At 63.3% G+C, this 5350-nt stretch carries 5 protein-coding genes; 3 read left to right on the forward strand and 2 right to left on the reverse strand.

Annotation, left to right across the window (positions count from 1 at the left end; genetic code table 11):
- Nucleotides 1-1377: FtsX-like permease family protein (locus tag GEV06_27945; GenBank protein ID MPZ21691.1), on the reverse strand; the 1377-nt coding region annotated here is incomplete at its 3' end.
- A 162-nt stretch (nucleotides 1378-1539) separates the two neighbouring features.
- Here GEV06_27945 and GEV06_27950 point away from each other — a divergent pair.
- Nucleotides 1540-1992 carry a tyrosine-type recombinase/integrase gene (locus GEV06_27950; protein MPZ21692.1) on the forward strand — a complete coding sequence of 151 codons (453 nt, stop codon included), beginning with the start codon at nucleotides 1540-1542 and terminating at the stop codon, nucleotides 1990-1992.
- Between the two features lie 256 nt (nucleotides 1993-2248).
- On the opposite strand, the gene GEV06_27955 is transcribed toward GEV06_27950, so the two are convergent.
- Entirely contained in the window at nucleotides 2249-2455 is a 207-nt protein-coding gene (locus GEV06_27955; GenBank protein MPZ21693.1) for a cold shock domain-containing protein, read from the reverse strand.
- A 318-nt stretch (nucleotides 2456-2773) separates the two neighbouring features.
- Between GEV06_27955 and GEV06_27960 the strand changes: the two genes are divergently transcribed.
- Nucleotides 2774-4180 carry a serine hydrolase gene (locus tag GEV06_27960; protein ID MPZ21694.1) on the forward strand — a complete coding sequence of 469 codons (1407 nt, stop codon included), beginning with the start codon at nucleotides 2774-2776 and terminating at the stop codon, nucleotides 4178-4180.
- 452 nt (nucleotides 4181-4632) lie between these two features.
- A partial coding sequence (locus GEV06_27965) for a DUF2470 domain-containing protein (GenBank protein ID MPZ21695.1) occupies nucleotides 4633-5350 on the forward strand: 718 nt, incomplete at its 3' end.

Raw genomic sequence — 5350 nt, forward strand, 5'->3', positions numbered from 1 at the left:
GTGAACGGTGTTGGTGAAGATTCCTACCGCGGCGGGCACGAACAGCAGCGTGCACGCTACCTGCGCGCCAATGATGAACGACCAGATGCCGCCGAACTTGATCGTCCCACCGGCGCTCGTGATCCCCTGCAGTCCCCGCTGAACGGACGCGCCCGTGGCCTTCAGTGCGGGCCGCAGGCCGATCATGGCAGCGGCGACGAGCGCGAGCAGCAGCGCATACGCAATGGTGGCAGGCTCGAGTGTCAGATCCACCCAGAACGGCAGGCCCTCCCCCATGAGCTGACTCGCCCGGGCCCAGGCATAGCGCACCGTGGTCTGGGCCACGACGAGCCCGAGCATGGCGGCCGTGAGGGCCAGCACGAGCGATTCGGTGACGATTTGCGCGATCACGCGTCCACGGCTCGCCCCCAGCGCGTGGCGGACGACCATCTCTGATTCGCGCATCGCCGTGCGCGCGAAGGTCAGCGTCGCGACGTTCGCCGACACCGCCCCCAGCAGCAGCAGGACGATGGCGTGGACCGCCAGATCTTCCAGCCGCAGCGGATCACCCGGCGTGCGCCCGGCGAATGCGCGAACGCGCGTCCGCAGCCGCGCGTAGGTTGCCGGTTGGTCGGCCGCCAGGCGTGCCGAGACGACGTCGAGCTCCGCCGCGGCGTCCTGCCAGCTCGCTCCGTCGGCGAGGCGGCCAAACACCTGCACGGCCGGCCCTTCGCGCGGCGCCGCGTCCTGGACGGGCAATGGCACCCATATCTGCTGGTTGCGCGGGAAGCCGAAGCGCGGCGGCATCACGCCCACCACGGTGCGAGCCGTGCGGCCCACCGTCACGACGCGGCCGATGATCGCCGGGTCGTGCAGGAACTGACTCTGCCAGACGTCGTAACCCAGGACCACGACGGGCTCCGCACCCTGTATTTCGTCCGTCGGCTGCAGCGGCCTGCCGAGCAGCGGCGGCACGCGGGTGAGCGGAAACGCCGACGCCGTGATCTCCGCCACGCGCAGCGATTCGACACGGCCTTCGCCCGTGAGCACGTTGCGCTCGCTCACGCTGGCGGCGCCGAGCTCCGCCACCGTCTTCAGAGACCGCCGCCAGATCGCGAAATCGTGGAGCACCTTCGGCTCCATGCGTGACGCCGCCATGTCCTGCGTCTCGAGGCGCACGACGCGGCCGCCTTCGTCGAAGGGCAGCCGCTTGTACAGCAGTTCGTCAGCGAGTTCGATGCCGACCGCCCCAATCGCAATGACACCCGCCACCGAGAAGCCCCCGATGATCGTGAGCGCGGGATGCTTCAGCAGCATACGCGCGCCCAGCTTCCAGTCGAGCCACGAGACCGCGGTCAGCGGACCGCGGCCCCCCGGTACCTCACCCACCGCCGTCATCGGGTCTCACCTCGCAGGCGCCCCTGAGCCTCTTCGACATGGTTACCTTCGCATCGTAAGGCGTGGGTGCCGCTCTCAATCCGGCTCCATGGAGTCGATGACAACCACCCTCCCGCACGACATTGCTTTATATCATAAAGTTATCTGTATTGAGAAAGTTCTCTGTGGCAAGAACCCCGTGGTGGTGTGCAACGGGAGGAGCACTGGGTGATTGTCGATCTGGTCGGCAAGGGTGGACATGGGCGAACCGTCCCGATCCCAACGTGGGTGAAGACTACTGTGGACGCGTGGACGGCGGCGGCTGACATCACGCACGGCCCGGTCTTCCGGGCGAGCAACAAGGCCGGGCGCGTTTGGGGAGACGGCATGTCGCCCAAGGTGCTTTGGGATGTCGTGCGTGCGGCGGCGACTCGCGCCGGCATCGACAAGTTGGCGCCGCACGATCTACGGCGCACGTGTGCCAGGCTGTGTCACCTCGCGGGTGGAGAACTGGACCAGATCCAGTTTCTCTTGGGGCACGTATCGATTCAGACGACCGAGCGCTACCTGGGATGCAAACAGAAGCTCCGGTCCGCCGTGAACGATCGATTGGGAATCGAACCGGATGCCGCTTGACCAGGGTCGTCGCCAGGGCGGATACTTCAATCCGCCCTGGCGACTTCTTAGGACCTTGTACTTGAAACCGGGCCGTATAGCTTGACCACTGCAATGGTAATGTTGGTGGGCCTCGCCGGTGCCTCGGTGCGACTATGCCGCTCGTCGCCAGCTCGGAAGGGCGAGACGGGGTGGGGTGATTGGAAGGCCTGCGGTTGCTCGGTGACGGCCCCAGCCCGGAACGAAGACGTCCCGGCTGGCACCTGTGATTCTACGGCTAGGTGGACGTGCGCCTGACATTCTCGGCCCGCGGGCCCTTCGGGCCGGCCGCGCCGAGGTCGAATTCCACGCTGTCGCCTTCGCGCAGCTTATCAATCCCCTCCCCATAGATGGCGCTTTGATGGAAGAAGTACTCCTGGCCTGCGCCGTCGCTGATGAATCCGAATCCTTTTTCTGTTCGCAACGTCTTGATCGTTCCTGTCATTGCTCTCCTTTGCTGCTCTGACCGATTCGCCACGACCAACGTCAGTAGGCGCCGCGCGGATCTGACCCGATTTCCCTATCTTCTCACGCTTCACCCCCCGAGCGGGGCCTGACGTGCAGGGCGTTTCCGGCCCGACAGAGGCTTGAGGGAGCTGCGCCGACGCCCACTGGTTCTGTCCTGACGCCGAAGGGGCTTTTCTATTCGCGGTCGAGCCGGTGGAAATCCCTTGGCGACTACTCAGGGGCGATTGGCCTTCGGCAAACGATATACTGGGCGCGACGCAGACGGTTTTCGGCGGATCCAGACGCTGAAACGTACATGCCACGAATTCTGGGCCGCGCACCCTCAGTGATCGTTGTCTTGATCTTAGTCTTCCCTGGGTGTGTGCCAGGGCATGACGAGCGTCAGCCCGAGAGACAGCAACCTGACGATGCTACCATCCGCGACATCCTGGCCAAGCGAGTGGACGCAAAGCAGAGCGTTGGGATTACGGTTGGCATCCACAATCTGCAGACTTCACGGTTTATCTCCTTCGGCACTTTCAATGGTCCCGGCACGTCAGCGGTCAGTGAAGAGACCATCTTCGAGATCGGTTCGATCACAAAGACATTCACGGCCACGGTACTGGCCGACATGGTGTCGCGGGGCGAGGTGGCTCTTGACGATGCAGTAGCTCGATACTTGCCGCCTCAAGTGCGCCTCCCGTCCCGCAACGGCAAGCAAATCACGTTACTCGATCTCGCCACCCACACATCGGGGTTGCCGGCTTTTCCGGCCAACATGGAACCTGCGGACAGCGGAAATCCATTTGCAGACTACACACAGCAACAGCTCTACGCCTTCTTGTCGAGCCACGAACTGGCGAGAGATCCCGGCGAGCAATACCAGTATTCGAACCTAGGGATGGCACTGCTCGGCCATGTTCTGGCACGGCGGACAGGCATGACATACGAAGCCTTGGTGCTCGAGCGCGTGCTCCGACCCTTGGACATGAACGACACGTGGATCGCTCTAACGCCTGCTCTTCGGCTTCGCTTCGCGCCTGGGCACGATGCGTCTCTCACTCTGCAGAAGTCGTGGGACATGCCAGCACTCGCCGGCTCAGGCGCATTTCGCTCCACCGCGCGCGACATGATGAAGTTTCTTTCGGCGTACTCTCGGCCGGCCGGCACATCGCTCGAACGTGTGGCCCCTCTCGCACTCGAACCGCGTCGTCCTGCTGAAGACGCATCCGTCAGTGTCGGTCTCGGATGGCACATCGTCGAACGAAATGGGCGCCGCTTCGCCGGCGTCAACGGACAAACGGGGTGCTACGCGGCATTCGCGGGCTTCAGCATGTCCAGCGGCACCCACGTCGTTGTCCTTTCCAACTCGGCGCGCAGCGTCGATGACATCGGCTGGCACCTCATCGATCCGTCTATTCCGGTCCAGACATCTTTTGTAGCCGAGCGAACCGAAATCGTCTTGGAACCATCGGGGCTGGACCGGTTCGTCGGCCGATATAACCTTTCGCCAACGGACGTCATCATAATTACGAGAAACGGCGACTCGTTGTGGGCCCGTATTTCCGGACTGGATTACCAACTATTCGCCGAGGGACGGCAGAGGTTCTTCATAAAGGCTGTAGACGCGCAACTTGCGTTTAACGTGGACGGTTCCGGCAATACCACGGGCCTCACACTGCGTTACGACGGCCGGAAGTTTACGGCCCAGAAGCGTCCATAAGCTCCATTACAGCTGTCTCGTACGTCCCGAGTAACGCCGCATTGGCGATCTGGCGGCGTCTCCGGATTTCTCGGCACTTGCCGACTGCCCCGAGCCATCGAGATCAGCCACTTCGCCTACGATAGACGACATCGTCGGCGTTCCTCGGCGGTCGAGTTCAGCCGGCAACCCGGATGGCCTGACGATGAATCATCGAGGCGTATTTCTCGACCTGAACGGAACGTTCGTGGAGAAAGGAGCGGGCATGGGAGACAAGGGTGGCAAGAAGGACAAAGAAAAGATCAAGCAACAGCAGGTGAAGAAACAGAAGCAAGAAGAACAAAGGAAGCAGGACAGGGCCCGGAAAAAGACTCCGTAGCAGGAAGCTCGTCGCGCCCGACTGGTTACACTTCTCCAAGGCGTGGATTCCAGGCCCACGCCGCAGGGCAGCCGATCGCCCGTCAGGGAGAATCATGAGCGAAGATGCACACGCCCGGCCGACAGCCGACGCGCCGGAGCCGCTGTACGACGTTAATGTGCCGACACCCACACACGCGGAGCGCGCGCGAACATTGGTCGCCCAGATCTCAACCGGGACCCTGTGCACCCTGGCCCTTGAGCCGGAGGGCTATCCTTACGGCTCATTCGTGACCGTCGCCTTTGACAGCGGAAACCCAATCTTCCTCATCAGCGGACTCGCCGAGCACACCAAGAACTTGGAGCGGGATTCTCGCGCGTCGCTGCTGCTGGCCGAGGGCGGCTCTGCAGATCCGCTCGCCAACGGCCGCGTCACGATGCTCGGACCGTGCACGCGCGTCGGAGGGGCTGGCGGCAGCGCGCGCGACGCATTCTTCGGCGCCCATCCAAACTCCAGGTACTACGCCGACTTCCGCGATTTTGCGTTCTGGAAGCTGCATGTGGACTATGTCCGCTACATTGGAGGCTATGGCCGGATGTCGTGGATCAGCAAGGCCGACTGGCACGCCGCCGAACCGGATCCCCTCGGTCCGTCAGCCGCCGGCATGATTGCTCATATGAACGCCGACCACGCCGACGCCATGGTGCTCTACTGCAAGGCCTTCTCAACAGCCACCGAGGTCACCTCCGCGAGCATGACGGGCGTCGACCGGTACGGGCTCGAGATGTCGGCGATGACCCCGCAGGGACCACGACCCGTCCGTCTGGCGTTCG

The organism is Luteitalea sp., assembly GCA_009377605.1.
Classification (GTDB): domain Bacteria; phylum Acidobacteriota; class Vicinamibacteria; order Vicinamibacterales; family Vicinamibacteraceae; genus WHTT01.

What these genes read in the sequence shown, in the direction of transcription:
- GEV06_27960 (MPZ21694.1), top strand. Translation starts at nt 2,774, where the DNA reads ATGCCACGAATTCTGGGCCGCGCACCCTCAGTGATCGTTGTCTTGATC.
- GEV06_27955 (MPZ21693.1), bottom strand. Translation starts at nt 2,455, where the DNA reads ATGACAGGAACGATCAAGACGTTGCGAACAGAAAAAGGATTCGGATTC.